Source organism: Romboutsia maritimum (assembly GCF_002251085.2).
In the GTDB taxonomy this organism is placed as follows: domain Bacteria; phylum Bacillota; class Clostridia; order Peptostreptococcales; family Peptostreptococcaceae; genus Romboutsia_B; species Romboutsia_B maritimum.
In genome coordinates this window covers 266,254-279,780 of record NZ_NOJZ02000001.1, presented here as the reverse complement: position 1 = coordinate 279,780, position 13,527 = coordinate 266,254, and the positions used below count along the sequence as shown (strand labels likewise).

Annotated in this window: 15 protein-coding genes; 14 read left to right on the top strand and 1 reads right to left on the bottom strand. The window is 27.6% G+C overall.

The annotated features are described in order from the left end of the window. Positions 1-6 precede the first annotated feature (6 nt). The 8 genes from CHF27_RS01365 (at position 7) to CHF27_RS01330 (ending at position 6,841) form a co-directional block, all read left to right on the top strand. Positions 7-759, top strand: a complete 753-nt coding sequence (locus tag CHF27_RS01365; RefSeq protein ID WP_095404765.1) for a Stp1/IreP family PP2C-type Ser/Thr phosphatase — start codon at positions 7-9, stop codon at positions 757-759. A 12-nt stretch (positions 760-771) separates the two neighbouring features. Beyond that, positions 772-2,628, top strand: coding sequence for a Stk1 family PASTA domain-containing Ser/Thr kinase (gene pknB / locus CHF27_RS01360; protein ID WP_095404766.1), 1,857 nt, complete (start codon positions 772-774; stop codon positions 2,626-2,628). 204 nt (positions 2,629-2,832) lie between these two features. Beyond that, a complete protein-coding gene (rsgA, locus tag CHF27_RS01355; protein WP_095404767.1) occupies positions 2,833-3,714 on the top strand; it encodes a ribosome small subunit-dependent GTPase A in 882 nt (293 codons plus the stop codon). Between the two features lies 1 nt (position 3,715). Then, the gene (rpe, locus tag CHF27_RS01350; protein WP_095404768.1) at positions 3,716-4,372 is read left to right on the top strand and encodes a ribulose-phosphate 3-epimerase; all 657 of its coding nucleotides are present in this window, start codon (positions 3,716-3,718) and stop codon (positions 4,370-4,372) included. 9 nt (positions 4,373-4,381) lie between these two features. Then, entirely contained in the window at positions 4,382-5,029 is a 648-nt protein-coding gene (locus CHF27_RS01345) for a thiamine diphosphokinase (protein ID WP_095404769.1), read from the top strand. 146 nt (positions 5,030-5,175) lie between these two features. Further along, on the top strand, positions 5,176-5,736 hold the full coding sequence (locus tag CHF27_RS01340) for a flavodoxin domain-containing protein (protein WP_095404770.1): 561 nt from the start codon (positions 5,176-5,178) through the stop codon (positions 5,734-5,736). Between the two features lie 93 nt (positions 5,737-5,829). Continuing rightward, complete coding sequence (locus CHF27_RS01335) at positions 5,830-6,519, top strand: hypothetical protein (RefSeq protein ID WP_095404771.1); 690 nt, start codon at positions 5,830-5,832, stop codon at positions 6,517-6,519. Positions 6,520-6,691: 172 nt separating this feature from the next. Then, positions 6,692-6,841: a 2-oxoglutarate translocator gene (locus CHF27_RS01330; protein ID WP_095404772.1), complete on the top strand. Its 150-nt coding sequence runs from the start codon at positions 6,692-6,694 to the stop codon at positions 6,839-6,841. 274 nt (positions 6,842-7,115) lie between these two features. Here the strand turns inward: CHF27_RS01330 and rpmB are convergent, their stop codons facing one another. Next, positions 7,116-7,304 carry a 50S ribosomal protein L28 gene (gene rpmB / locus CHF27_RS01325; RefSeq protein WP_095404773.1) on the bottom strand — a complete coding sequence of 63 codons (189 nt, stop codon included), beginning with the start codon at positions 7,302-7,304 and terminating at the stop codon, positions 7,116-7,118. 399 nt (positions 7,305-7,703) lie between these two features. Here rpmB and CHF27_RS01320 point away from each other — a divergent pair, with 399 nt between their 5' ends. The 6 genes from CHF27_RS01320 (at position 7,704) to CHF27_RS01295 (ending at position 13,456) form a co-directional block, all read left to right on the top strand. After that, on the top strand, positions 7,704-8,054 hold the full coding sequence (locus CHF27_RS01320) for an Asp23/Gls24 family envelope stress response protein (RefSeq protein WP_095404774.1): 351 nt from the start codon (positions 7,704-7,706) through the stop codon (positions 8,052-8,054). Between the two features lie 15 nt (positions 8,055-8,069). Continuing rightward, positions 8,070-9,692: a DAK2 domain-containing protein gene (locus tag CHF27_RS01315; protein ID WP_095404775.1), complete on the top strand. Its 1,623-nt coding sequence runs from the start codon at positions 8,070-8,072 to the stop codon at positions 9,690-9,692. A 77-nt stretch (positions 9,693-9,769) separates the two neighbouring features. Next, positions 9,770-11,830 carry an ATP-dependent DNA helicase RecG gene (gene recG, locus CHF27_RS01310; protein WP_095404776.1) on the top strand — a complete coding sequence of 687 codons (2,061 nt, stop codon included), beginning with the start codon at positions 9,770-9,772 and terminating at the stop codon, positions 11,828-11,830. A gap of 40 nt (positions 11,831-11,870) precedes the next feature. After that, complete coding sequence (gene rsmD, locus CHF27_RS01305; protein WP_095404777.1) at positions 11,871-12,425, top strand: 16S rRNA (guanine(966)-N(2))-methyltransferase RsmD; 555 nt, start codon at positions 11,871-11,873, stop codon at positions 12,423-12,425. 5 nt (positions 12,426-12,430) lie between these two features. Then, entirely contained in the window at positions 12,431-12,928 is a 498-nt protein-coding gene (gene coaD / locus CHF27_RS01300; protein ID WP_095404778.1) for a pantetheine-phosphate adenylyltransferase, read from the top strand. Between the two features lie 3 nt (positions 12,929-12,931). Then, positions 12,932-13,456 (top strand): hypothetical protein, encoded by a 525-nt coding sequence (locus CHF27_RS01295; protein ID WP_095404779.1) that lies wholly within the window; start codon positions 12,932-12,934, stop codon positions 13,454-13,456. The last annotated feature ends 71 nt before the right edge of the window (positions 13,457-13,527 follow it).

The window sequence follows — 13,527 nt, the reverse complement described above, 5'->3', positions numbered from 1 at the left end:
AGTCGTATGATTTATAGTTGTGCCTCCCATATAGGAAGAGTAAGAAAGAATAATGAAGATTATTGTAGGGGGGAAATTTTATACACAGATAATGGCAAGATGATAGGTATATTTGCTATGGCAGATGGAATGGGTGGTCACAAAAAAGGTGAAGTTGCCAGTAAATTAGCTGTAGAAAATATTCTATGTTTTTTAAAAGAGAATTTATTACAAACTCAAAGCATAAAAATAGATTATATAGATGATATACTTAAACAGGCTTATAATAGCGTTAACTCAATTATATATAAAAAATCTATGTCAGACTTAGATTATGAAGGAATGGGAACTACACTTACTTGTGCTATAATATATAAAGATAATTTATATGTAGCAAATGTTGGAGATAGTAGATGTTATTTATTGAATAAATGTGGATTTTCAAAAATAACAATAGACCATTCGGTTGTTGAAGAACTTATTAGAGCGAAAATAATTACAGAAGAAGAAGCTAAGACTGATCCTCGTAGAAATCATATAACTAGAGCTATGGGAACTGATGAGATAGTAATAGTTGATATATTTAAGTACAAGCTAGAACAAAACGACAAGATTTTACTTGCAACAGATGGACTAACAGGTTTTGTAGATGATAAAGAAATTAAAAATGTGATTTCAAAGGATGAAGACTTAGAAAATTTAAGTGAAAAATTAATTGATATAGCCAATGATGTTTCAGGAAAAGATAATATTTCGGTTATATTAATAAAGCATAATTAGGACGGTGATATAGTGGGAGATACAATTTTAGGAAATAGATATGAAATCATCAAAAAAATTGGTGATGGTGGAATGGCTTTTGTGTATGAAGCAAAAGACAAGTTATTAAATAGAACTGTTGCAGTCAAAGTACTTAGACCAGAATTTGTAGACGACGAAGAATTCTTAACTAAATTTAAAAGAGAGGCTGAGGCCGTGGCTAGTCTCTCTCATCCTAATATAGTGAATGTTTATGATGTAGGAGAAGATGGAAAAGTTCATTATATAGTAATGGAGCTTGTAGAAGGACAAAATTTAAAAGAAATAATACAAACTGAAGGAACTTTAGATGAATATACAGCTCTTGATATAACTAAGCAGATAGCTATGGCACTTAGTGCAGCTCATAAAAAGGGCATAATACACAGAGATATAAAACCTCACAATATACTTATATCTAATGAGGGTAGAGTAGTTAAGGTTGCTGATTTTGGTATAGCAAAAGCTGTATCTAATTCAACTATGACTAATATAGGAAGCATAATAGGATCAGTGCATTATTTTTCTCCAGAACAAGCTAAGGGTAAATTTGTAACTAATAATGCAGATCTTTATTCTCTAGGTATAGTTTTATATGAAATGTTAATAGGTAAGGTACCGTTTAGAGGAGATAGTCCAATATCGATTGCATTACAACATATAAATGATGATATAGAATTTACTTCTGAAGAAAAAGTAAATATTCCTCAAAGTGTAAGGACTATAATAAAGAAATTAACTGAGAAATCTAGTGCAGATAGATATCAAAGTGCAGAAGAATTGATAGAAGACATTGAGTATATAGAAAAAAATATAGACTTAGATTTTATAAAAGAATATGATAATTATGCTACAAAAAAAATTGATCAAGATGACATGAATAAATCAACATCAAATGAAGAAGATGAGTATGATGAAGATGACTATGACTACGAATATGAGGATGATGAATTAATGGAAGAAGTTCCGAAGAAGAAAAAAACGAAAAAGCCTAAAAAAGAAGACAGTCCTAAAACTAAAAAGAGGCTTAAAATAGCTGTGGTAATATTAGCAATAATTTTATTAGCACAGGTATTTATAGCGATTAAGTTTATACCTTGGAAATCAGGAACTCAAACTGAAGCTATGGTAGCTCCAGACCTTGCAAATATGAGTTTAGAAGATGCAAATAAAGAACTTGAAAAATTAGGATTACAAATTATTGTAAGAGATGAATATAATGCAAGGGTACCAAAAGACCATGTAATTTCACAAAAACCAGTAGCTGGAAGTGAAGTTAAAAAAGGTGATACTGTAAACATAATATTAAGTAAAGGTGCTAAAGAAGCAGAAGTACCTAATGTAGTAGGTCTTAATTTAGGAGAAGCAGAAAATATATTAAAAGAAAATAAATTAGAATTAGGAAATATAAAATATCAATTTAGTGAGATTTATAAAGAAGGTGTAGTTTTAAGTCAAAGTCCAACAGCTGGATTAGGAAGTATTGAAGAAGGTGAAAAAATAAGTTTAGTGGTAAGTAAGGGACCAGAAAAAACGTCTATTCCATCCGAAAATAATACACAAACAATTACCCCTGAACAAAATAAAAATACCGATAGTAAAACAAATGAAAATACAGGTCATTCTATTAAACCAAGTAAACCAAGTCAAAGTGGAAATACTGGAAATGGTTCAAATACTACTAAACCAGGAAATACAGGAACTGGTAATGTAGAAAATAATACAGAAAAACCAGAAAGTACGGATAATAATCAAGGAAATACAGGTTCAGGATCTCAACCAGGTTCAGGAAGTGCTGGAGAAAATAGTGGAGAAGTTCCTGTTGAAACAAATGGAGAAGTAACAGAGTAAAAATCATATAAGATAAGTCCAACTAAAAATTTAGTTGGACTATTTTTATATAAAAAAACTTTTTACTAATGTATTTATTTTTTATAAATATTTATATAAAAAAAGAATAAATTAAAAGTATCATTAATTAATATCATATATATGATATTATATAAAAATAGGATACAATATTTATATTACTTGAAATCTTGAAGGAGGAATTTAATGTTAGAAGGAACGATCATAAAAGGTATAGGGGGATTTTACTACGTAGATACAGAAAATGGACTTTATGAATGTAGAGCTAGAGGTATATTTAGAAAACAAAAGATAACACCTTTAGTTGGAGATAGAGTTAGTATAAGTGTAGTTGATGAAGAAACTAAAAAGGGTGTTGTAGAAAACATAGAAAAAAGAGATACTGAATTAGTAAGACCGCCTATAGCTAATGTAAATAAAGCTTTAATAGTTTTTGCAATTAAGAATCCGAAACCTCACCTTTCTTTATTGGATAGATTTATAGTTCTTGCAGAAAAGGAGAACTTAGAAATAGTTATAATTTTGACTAAAGCAGATTTAGATGATGAGAATACTTTAGATGAAATAAAAGGTATATATGAGCTTAGTGGATATAAGGTTATTTCGGTAAGTAATAAAACTAAATTAAATATAGATAAAGTAAAAGATGAATTAAAAGGAAATATAGTTGTATTTGCAGGTCCATCTGGAGTTGGTAAATCAAGTTTATTAAATGAAATAGATAGTAAATTTGAGTTACAAACAGGTGAAGTAAGTGATAAAATAAAAAGAGGAAAGCATACTACTCGACATGCTGAACTTTTAAAATTAGAATGTGGAGCGATGGTAGCAGATACTCCAGGATTTAGTTCACTTACGCTTGATAGTATATCTGAAAATGAACTTAAAGAGTACTTTATAGAATTTGAAGAGTTTGATAACTGTAGATTTGGTTTTAAATGCATACATGAAAATGAACCTAGTTGTTCTGTAAAAGAAGCAGTTGAGAATGGGGAAATATCTAAGCAAAGATATGAAAGTTATATACAATTATTAAATGAAATAAGACAAGGGAAAAGGAGATACTAAAATGATTAAATTAGCACCATCAATATTATCAGCAGATTTTGCAAAATTATTAGAGGAAGTTAAAAAAGTAGAAAATGCAGGATGTGAATACTTACACATTGATGTGATGGATGGACATTTTGTACCTAATATTACTTTAGGGCCTGCAATTGTAAAGAGTTTAAGAAAAGATGTAAATATGGTTTTTGATGCTCATCTTATGATAGAAAATCCAGACAGATATATAAAGGAATTTGCAGATGCAGGTTGCGATTTAATAGTAGTTCATCAAGAGGCTTGTAGACATTTACATAGAACTATACAAAATATAAAAGCACACAATGTTAAAGCTGGTGTTGCTTTAAATCCGGCTACACCTATAGATACTATAAAACATGTTTTACAAGATATAGATATGGTTCTTATAATGACTGTTAATCCTGGTTTTGGAGGGCAGTCTTTTATAGAAAGTATGATACCTAAAATAGAAGAATTAAAAGAACTTATAGATTCTAAGAATTTAAATGTAGATATTCAAGTTGATGGTGGTATAAAACCTGAAAATGTATATAAAGTAGTTAAAGCTGGGGCTAATGTAATTGTTGCAGGGTCAGCTATATTTAATAGTAATGATATAAGTGAAACAGTTAAGTTGTTTAGAAAAAATGCTTCTTTATAAGGAGTTAATATGAAAATTTGTATTATTTTAAATGGAGAAATACAAGATTATAAAATTATGAAAAATATAATTTCTAAACAACACTATGATTATATAATATGTGCTGATGGAGGAGCAAATCACGCATATAAAATGAATATAAGTCCAAATTATATACTAGGAGATTTAGATTCTATTAATAAAAATATAATATCTTATTATAAAGATAAAAATGTTATATTTAAAAAATTTCCATCAAAAAAAAATGAAACAGACACAGAGTTATGTATTTATTTATCACAACAGATTAATGCTAGTCAAGTAGATTTTATAGGTTCTTTAGGTGGACGAATAGATCACATGCTTGCTAATATTAAATTGCTGGATTATCTAAAAGAAGTTCAAATATATGGAAGAATTCTTTCTGAAAAGGAAGATATATATATAGCAGTAGATGAAGAAATGATTATAGACGGAGAAGTTGGAGATACTGTATCTGTGATTCCTATAAAAGGAGATGCTAAAGGGATTACTCTTACTAATTTAGAATATCCTCTTACAAATTTTTATATGAAGTACTCATCTCCAATAGGAATATCAAATGTTATGTTGGAAAATCAATGTAAGGTAAATGTTGATAAAGGAACAGTACTTATAATAAGGAATAAAAAAAATTAATATATATTATTGGATATTGTATTAAATTGATAAAAAGGGTGTGATTAAATACACCCTTTTTTAATTAAATTAATGTTTATAGAAGGATTAATATGAGTATTAGTCATATAGTATTAATTAATAGAATATTGTAAGGGGGAACTGTTATGTTAAATGAAAATAGCTCAATAGCTGTTATATATAAAAGTAAATATGGTAGTACAAGAAAATATGCAGGTTGGATAGCTATTAAATTAGATGCAGATTTATATGAAATATCAGATGTAAGAAAAAATGATTTAATTAAATATGATGTTATTATATATGGAGGCCCTTTATGTGCTGGTAAAATAAAGGGAATAGACTTAATTAATAAAAATTATAAAATGATAGAAGATAAAAATATAATAGTTTTTGCAGTAGGACTTTCTTCTAAATTTCAAGAAAGTAAAAATACTATATTAAAATCAAATTTTAAAGAAGATATTAGAGAAAAAATTAACTTGTTTTACTTAAGAGGTGCTTTTAATTATAAAGAATTAGGAGTAGCTGATAAAGTTTTAATGAATGTTATGAAAATAACTTTGAAGGCAAAGAAAGAAGAAGAATTAGATCAAGATTCAAAAGAAATGTTAGAAGCATTTGAAAAGCCTGTTGATTTTTCAAATAAAAAATTGGTAAATCCTATTGTTGATTTTGTGTGTAAGGATATAAAAATAAAATATTAATTTATATTTGTTATAAATTATCATAAAAACAATGATTAATAAGTGAATTCCTAAATTATGTTATAATATTGAAAAATGTATTTAGGAGGGAAAATGGGAATAATATTGTATAAAATTAAAGAAATTTTAAAATTTATAACAAAATGGATAATAATATTTTTTAGTACAATTATATTATTTTTTGGTGTGTATATTATTATATTAAAGTTACAAGAATTTATTTTTGTACCAAAAGACTATTTTATGTGGACTATTAACTCTCCACAAAATAAAGTGATATTTATATTAGAATTTATTTGGATTATATTTATCATGTATAAAGCAAGTATGTATAAAGAAAAGAAGAAAAGTTCTGATTTTTATAAAAAAAATCAAAAAATATGGAAAAAACATAGAAAAAGTTTTATTTTAGTAAACATTGTTTTGCTATATGCAGTTATAACAAATGTAAGTGTCATAGATTATTCCAAAATAAAAACATATTCCATTTTTCATCCCCTAGGAAAAGAATACAGTATAGAAGATATAAAATCTATAAATACAGGCGTATATGGCTCTAGAATCCCATATATAAGGGATAAGGGTCAATTTTATTATAAAATTAAATTTAATGATGACAGCACTATAGATATAAATAATTATCTAGGTGGAACTAAAGAAGAAATGGAAACATATTTAGAAATTGAAAAGTTAGATAAATACTTTATTTCTAAAGGTTTAAGTAAAACTTCAAGTATGAAAAATATAGAATATGTAGATAGATTTAAAAGAATTTTGCAATAAGGTGATGCCATTTAAGAATGATAATTTAATCTTAGATGGCACCGTCTTATTTTTTTATGTAAAAATGTGAATTAAAAAGTAGGACAGGTCTAAAAATACTTAATTTTGCATAAATTTAAAGTATATGAGAACTTTTTAAAAGTAATAATGTAGGCGCTAGGGGGGGTGTTTTATGCGAAATCAATCAAAGGGTTTGTTAGGAATAATATGTTTAGCTACAGGCGCTACAGTAATTTTATCTATGATACTACCTAATTGGATATGGTTGGCTATTACAGCATTACTTCTTATATCTTGTGGAGTTTTATTATTCTTATATTAAAGAAAATACAAAGTAAGAAGTTGGGAATAATTTTGAATTATATTTTATTTTTATAATTAAGTAAGAAATTTTGAAAAAATTAAATTTGGAGGTATGAATATGAAAATGATAACTATAAAATTTCCTAAGTGGCTTTCTAATATAGTGTTGCATTTTATGAGAAAGGAAAAAAGATAAAAAGAAAAGAACAATCTCAAAAGTTTGATATTTTGAGATTGTTCTTTAACAAAAACAAAAGCCTACTAATTAAGTAGGCTTTTAAATAAAAAGCTTATTAAGCTCTTTCTACTTTACCAGAACGTAAACATCTAGTACAAACTTTTACTCTCTTAGGAGTACCATCTACTATAGCTCTAACGCTTCTTAAGTTTGCTGACCATGTTCTTCTACTATGTTTATTTGAGTGTGATACTTGGTTTCCAGAAACCTTTCCTTTACCACATACGCTACATATTTTTGCCATTATCCGTACACCTCCTTAAAATGATAACTATTAAAGACTAAAAACATATTTATATTAACATAAAAATTAAAATCGTGCAATATGAAATATATATTTGTCCTACACATATTGAAGAATTTCTTATTATCATATAAAATTATATATATAATTTCATATAAAGTAAATATTAAAAAAGAAATTCTAAATATTTTCTTTTTTTATACTAATTTATTATTTGAAAATATCTCATTAAAAGTTTAAATTAAAAAATATTTGCCGAATTAAAAATTAGGTAGGTTTAAATTATAACACATTTATAGTATTATAGTAGTTATAATTTATATTATTTAAAAAAAAGAAAGTTTTGGATAATTTTTGAGCAAAATAAAAATAAAAAAAATGAACTTAAGGGGGTCAACCATGAGTGCAAAAGTAACTAACCAATATGGAAGTGTAGAAATAGATAAGCATGTAATAGCCCAAATAGCATATAGAGCTGCTATGGAGAGTTATGGATTAGTAGGTTTAGCATATAAATCTAAAGGTATAGTTGAATTACTTAAAGGTGAAAATGCTGTTAAAGGCGTAAAAGTGGAAGAATTAGAAGATAATACCATAGCAATAGAACTTTATGTTATAATACAGTACGGAACAAATATATCAACAGTTGCAAATAACATAATTGATAGAGTAAAATACACAGTTGAAAAATTTACGTCAATAAAATTAAGTAAAATAGATATTAACGTGCAAGGTATTAGAGTTAAGTAATTTAGGAGGAAGAAAATGATTCAGTATATAGATGGTAAAATTTTAAGGGATATGTTTGTCTCAGGAGCGAACAATCTTCAAAACCATAAAGAGTTAGTAGACAAACTTAATGTATTCCCAGTTCCTGATGGAGATACAGGAACTAACATGTCACTTACTATATCTTACGCTATGAAAGAATTAGCAAAAGTGAATAATGAAAATATAACGGATATAGGTAAGGCGTTATCTAAAGGTTCTCTTATGGGAGCTAGAGGAAATTCTGGAGTTATATTATCACAAATAATTAGAGGTATAGCAAAATCTATAGAAGGTAAAGAAACATTATCTACTCAAGATTTAGCACTTGCATTTAAAAATGGTTCAGATACTGCATATAAAGCTGTAATAAAGCCTATAGAAGGAACTATACTTACAGTAGTAAGAGAAAGTTCAGAGTTTGGTATAAAGGCTTCTAAAGCAGAAAAAGATATGATTACATTTTTAGAAGAATTAATAAAAGAAGCGAACAAATCTTTAGATAGAACACCAGAACTTTTAAAGGCTTTAAAAGAAGCTGGGGTTGTTGATTCAGGAGGGAAAGGTTTAGTTCTTATATATGAAGGTATGTATAAGGCTTTAAAAGGAAATCCTATAAAAGCTAAAGATGCTAACTCTAGTAATGTACAAAATGTTGAAATAGGTAAATCTAATATTTCAACTGAAGATATAAAATATTGTTATTGTACGGAATTTATATTAGAAAGCGACAAAATAGAAGATACTCAAATAAGAGATATAATGATTCCTCATGGAGATAGCTTAGCTGTAGTTGGAGATGAAGGAGTAATAAAAGTTCATATTCATACTAACGAACCAGGTATTGTTTTACAAGAAGCATTAAAGTACGGTCAATTATTAACTATAAAAATAGAAAATATGAAATTACAACATGAAAATACGCTTGTAGAGTCAGAAGAAGTAGTAGTATCTCAAGAAGAAAAAGAGTATGGTTTTATAGCAACTTCTATGGGAAAAGGACTAGCTGATATATTTAAAGACTTTGGAGTTGATCATATAATAGAAGGTGGTCAAACTATGAATCCAAGTACAGAAGATTTTATGAAATCAATAGAAAATATAAATGCTAGAAATATATTTATATTCCCAAATAACGGAAATATAATAATGGCTGCTAATCAAGCTAAAGAATTAAGTGAAAAGAATATAATAGTTATACCTACAAAAAATACTCCTCAAGGATTCTCGGCATTAGTAAACTTTAACGGAGATTTAAGTGTAGAAGAAAATACAGAAGCCATGATGAGCTCTTTACAGTTAGTTAAGTCAGGTCAAGTAACATATGCTGTAAGAGATACTGTAATGAATGATATTGAAGTTAAAGAAGGTAATATAATAGGTATAGCAGAAGGAAAATTATTATCTGCTGGAGATAAAGTAGATGAAATAACTACAAATCTTATAGAAAAAATAGTAGATGAAGATACTGCAATAATAACTTTATTTTACGGAGAAGATGTAAGCGAAGAACAAGCAAACGAACTTCGTGATGCATTAGAAGAGAAGTTTGAAGATATAGACGTAGAGTTATATTATGGAGGTCAACCTCTTTATTATTACTTAATTTCAGTTGAATAATTATTAGAAAAATCCTGTATAATTTTGCTACTTATTTTAGTTAATTATACAGGATTTTTATGTAATAGGTGATTACGATGAGTGATTTAATGAAAGATATACAATATGTAAAAGGAGTAGGTCCTAAAAAAGCATATAAACTAAATAAATTGGGAATATTCACCTTGAAGGATTTAGTTTTCTATTTTCCAAGACAATATGAAGATAGAAATAATTTAAAGAAAATAGCACAGTTAGAAAATGAAGATAAGGCAACTATAAAAGCTATAGTAATAGGAGTTACTACTTATAATCCTAAAAAAGGTATGACATTGACTAAAGTTGATGTAAAAGATGAAACTGGATTTGCTAAATTAGTATTTTTTAATCAAGATTATGTAAAAAATACATTTAAATCAGGAGATACTATATTAGTATTTGGAAAAGTAAAAAAAGAATTTAAAAATATAGAGATAACATCTTGTGAAGTAGAACATCTTAGCAATGCTCCTAAAAATACTTGTAAGATAATGCCTATTTATCCTCTTACATTTGGAGTTACTAATAAGGAACTTATTAGTATGATAAAAATGGTATTGTCTGATGAAAATTTGAAAATAAAAGAGTATATGCCTAAAAGAATAATTGAAAAATATAAATTATGTAGTATTGATTATGCTATAAGAAACATTCATTCTCCAAGTAGTAAAGAATCATTAAAAATTGCACTATATAGAATTGTATTTGAAGAGTTTTTAATTTTACAACTCGGATTATTTATGTTTAAAAATGGAAATACAGAGTCTAAAGGAATAAAATTTGAAAGACATAAAATATTAACTGATATAATTAATTCATTACCTTTCAAATTAACAGGTGCACAAAATAGAGCATTGAATGAAATTATTGAAGATATGAGCTCTATTAAAGTTATGAATAGATTAGTTCAAGGAGATGTAGGAAGCGGTAAAACGGTGGTGGCATTATTATCTTTAGCTAATTGTGTTTTAAATGGTTATCAAGGGGCTTTGATGGCACCTACTGAAATTCTAGCAGAGCAGCATTATGTTTCACTTACAGAAACTCTTAAGGGATTTGATATGAATGTAGAACTTTTAGTGGGAAGTTTAACAAAAAAGCAAAAAGAAAATGTTTTAGAAAAAGTAAAAAATAAAGAGGTTGATATTTTAATTGGAACACATGCTTTGATTGAAGATAAAGTTGAATTTAGCAAGTTGGGATTAGTAATTACTGATGAACAACACCGTTTTGGTGTAAGGCAAAGAAGTAAACTTTCTGAAAAGGGACAAAACCCAGATATATTAGTAATGACAGCGACACCTATACCAAGAACCCTAGCATTAATACTTTATGGAGATTTGGATATATCTATAATAGATGAGCTTCCTCCAGGTAGACAACCTATAGAAACCATTGCAGTTGATAAAGGAAAAAGAGACAGAGCTTACAATAATTTAGTAAGACGAGAAGTTGAAAAAGGAAGACAAGTTTATATAGTATGTCCATTAGTTGAAGAAAGTGAAGCTATAGAGGCTAAAGCTGCAGTTGAATTGGTAGAGGAATTAAAACTAGAATTTTTTAGTGACCTTAGAGTGGGTCTTCTTCATGGAAAAATGAAATCAAAAGAAAAAGAAAATATAATGAAGAGTTTTAAAAATAAAGAGATAGATATATTAGTTTCTACAACAGTTATAGAGGTTGGTGTAAATGTGCCAAATGCAACATTGATGATTATTGAAAATGCAGAAAGATTTGGACTTGCACAATTACATCAGCTTAGAGGTCGTGTTGGAAGAGGTATTCACAAATCTTATTGTATTTTAATATATGCATCTAAATCAGATGTTTGTAGACAAAGAATGTCTATAATGGAACAAACAAATGATGGATTTAAAATATCAGAGAAAGATTTAGAAATAAGAGGTCCAGGAGAATTTTTTGGAACAAGACAACATGGACTGCCAGAACTTAAAGTTGCAAATATATTTAAACATATGAAAATATTAAAAATAGCTCAACAAGAAGCTCGATATATTATTGGAGAAGACCATGGGCTATATAGTTTTGAGAATAACTTATTAAAAAGGGAAATTTTCGATAAGTTTGAGTATGCAGTTAAAGAAATTTCATTAAATTAAATTAAATTTATGCTAAAATATACTGAGAGGAGATATGACATTGAGAGTTATTTCAGGAAGAGTAAGAGGGTTAAAATTAGATACTCCAAAAAATGAGGATGTAAGACCGACAACGGATAGAGTAAAAGAGTCGTTGTTTAATATAATAAATTCATACATAATGGATAGTAATATACTAGATTTATTTGCTGGAACAGGCTCACTAGGAATTGAGTGCATATCTAGAGGAGCTCAAAAATGTGTTTTTGTAGATGTTAGTAAAGAAAGCATTAGTATAATAAAATCAAATATAAGAAAAGCAAGGGCTGAAAGAGAAAGTATAGTTATAAATTCAGACTTTAAAGATGCAATTAATAAGCTAACAATACAAAATGAAAAATTTGATGTTATATTTATGGATCCTCCATATTATAAGAATATGTTTGTACAAGCCCTTGAAAATATTGATAAATCAAATTTATTAAATGAAGAAGGTATAATAGTTGTAGAGCATGATTCAAATGATGAATTTCCAGAAAATATAGGCAGACTAGAAAAAAGTAGAGATAAGAAATACGGAAATACTACATTAACGTTTTATAAGATGGAGGCATAAATAAAATGATTAAGAAAATGAAAAAAGCCATGTTTGCAGGTAGTTTTGATCCTATTACAAATGGACATTTGGATATAATTTGTCGTTCAGCAAGAATTTTTGATGAATTGCAAATTGGTGTCCTTTTTAACCCTAATAAAAAAGGACTTTTTACATTTGAAGAAAGAGTTAATCTTATAAAATCTTGTACTGTTCATTTAGATAATGTTAAAGTTGTGAGTTTTAATGGATTATTAGTGGATTACTGCGAAGAAAACGGTATAGATACCTTGGTTAGAGGGGTAAGAAGTGGAGCTGATGTTGAGTATGAGCTTCAGATGGCTCACATGAATAAGGAATTAAATCCTAATATAGAAACTGTAATTTTACCTACTACTACTAAATACTCTTTTATAAGTTCATCTTTAATAAAAGAAGTATTAGCTTTTGATGCAGATATAAAAAATTTAGTGCCAAAAGAAGTTTTAGAAGAATTAAAAAGAAAAACTAATAGGGGGAAGTAAAAGATGAAGGTAGACTTAGAAATGATGGAGTTATTTGATGAATTAGAGAGCATTATAACTAATGCATCTACTATTCCTTTTTCACATAAATGTGGAGTAGATAAGGAAGAAGTACTTAGCATAATTAATGATATAAAAGCATTAATTCCAGAAGAAGTCACTCAAGCTGTTTGGATAAATAAAGAAAGACATAAAATTATTAATTCGGCTAAACAAGAAGCTGCTGAATTAATAGAACAAGCAAAGAAAGAAGCCAAAAGAATACATGAAGAATATAGCAAAGATGTAGAAGCTCTTAAACAAAATTCAGAAGAAGTAGTGAAAGCCTATGTAGAAGCTAGTGAACCTGTTATTAAGGCAGAAGAGAAGGCAAAAGAAATAGTTGAAAGAGCAGAAAGAATAGCAACAGAAATAAGATTAGGATCTATTGATTATGCAGAAGATGTTCTTTTAAGTGTAGAGCATAACTTGAAAGGAATATTAGATGAAGTTTCTAGAGATAGAGCACAATTAAATCCAGATAGATAAATATGCAATAAAGAGGTTGTTTCAAAAAATTATGTTTTTTTGAGACAGCCTCTTTTATGTTTAAAAGATTT

Excerpts from the sequence above, each read along its gene's own strand:
- CHF27_RS01365 (WP_095404765.1), top strand. The coding sequence starts at position 7 with ATGATTTATAGTTGTGCCTCCCATATAGGAAGAGTAAGAAAGAATAAT.
- rsgA (WP_095404767.1), top strand. The coding sequence starts at position 2,833 with ATGTTAGAAGGAACGATCATAAAAGGTATAGGGGGATTTTACTACGTA.
- rpe (WP_095404768.1), top strand. The coding sequence starts at position 3,716 with ATGATTAAATTAGCACCATCAATATTATCAGCAGATTTTGCAAAATTA.
- CHF27_RS01345 (WP_095404769.1), top strand. The coding sequence starts at position 4,382 with ATGAAAATTTGTATTATTTTAAATGGAGAAATACAAGATTATAAAATT.
- CHF27_RS01340 (WP_095404770.1), top strand. The coding sequence starts at position 5,176 with ATGTTAAATGAAAATAGCTCAATAGCTGTTATATATAAAAGTAAATAT.
- CHF27_RS01335 (WP_095404771.1), top strand. The coding sequence starts at position 5,830 with ATGGGAATAATATTGTATAAAATTAAAGAAATTTTAAAATTTATAACA.
- CHF27_RS01330 (WP_095404772.1), top strand. The coding sequence starts at position 6,692 with ATGCGAAATCAATCAAAGGGTTTGTTAGGAATAATATGTTTAGCTACA.
- rpmB (WP_095404773.1), bottom strand. The coding sequence starts at position 7,304 with ATGGCAAAAATATGTAGCGTATGTGGTAAAGGAAAGGTTTCTGGAAAC.
- CHF27_RS01320 (WP_095404774.1), top strand. The coding sequence starts at position 7,704 with ATGAGTGCAAAAGTAACTAACCAATATGGAAGTGTAGAAATAGATAAG.
- CHF27_RS01315 (WP_095404775.1), top strand. The coding sequence starts at position 8,070 with ATGATTCAGTATATAGATGGTAAAATTTTAAGGGATATGTTTGTCTCA.
- recG (WP_095404776.1), top strand. The coding sequence starts at position 9,770 with ATGAGTGATTTAATGAAAGATATACAATATGTAAAAGGAGTAGGTCCT.
- coaD (WP_095404778.1), top strand. The coding sequence starts at position 12,431 with ATGATTAAGAAAATGAAAAAAGCCATGTTTGCAGGTAGTTTTGATCCT.
- CHF27_RS01295 (WP_095404779.1), top strand. The coding sequence starts at position 12,932 with ATGAAGGTAGACTTAGAAATGATGGAGTTATTTGATGAATTAGAGAGC.